The organism is Thauera sp. 27, assembly GCF_000310125.2.
Lineage (GTDB): Bacteria > Pseudomonadota > Gammaproteobacteria > Burkholderiales > Rhodocyclaceae > Thauera > Thauera mechernichensis.
In genome coordinates this window covers 1-286 of record NZ_AMXB01000121.1, presented here as the reverse complement: position 1 = coordinate 286, position 286 = coordinate 1, and the positions used below count along the sequence as shown (strand labels likewise).

The following is a 286-nucleotide window of genomic DNA, read 5'->3' as shown; positions in this document are numbered from 1 at the left end:
AAGCCGCCGTAGTCGGCCACCAGGCGCCGGGTGTTCACCGAGTCGCGGCCGGTGTACCAGCCCACTGCGCGCTCGCCGGTCAGGCGCTCGATGATCTGCATGCCGATCTTCATGTGCTCGCGCTCGAGCTCTTCCGGCACGTTCTGGTAGTGGATCCAGCGCCAGCCGTGGCAGGCGATCTCGTGGCCCAGTTCCTTGAACGCGGCGGTGAGCTCGGGGTGGCGCTCGAGCGCCATCGACACCCCGAAGATCGTCATCGGCAGGCCGCGGCGCTCGAACTCGCGCA

Annotated in this window: 1 protein-coding gene; it reads right to left on the bottom strand. The window is 68.5% G+C overall.

The annotated features are described in order from the left end of the window. Positions 1-286: polysaccharide deacetylase family protein (locus B447_RS21660; RefSeq protein ID WP_004249987.1), on the bottom strand; the 286-nt coding region annotated here is incomplete at both ends.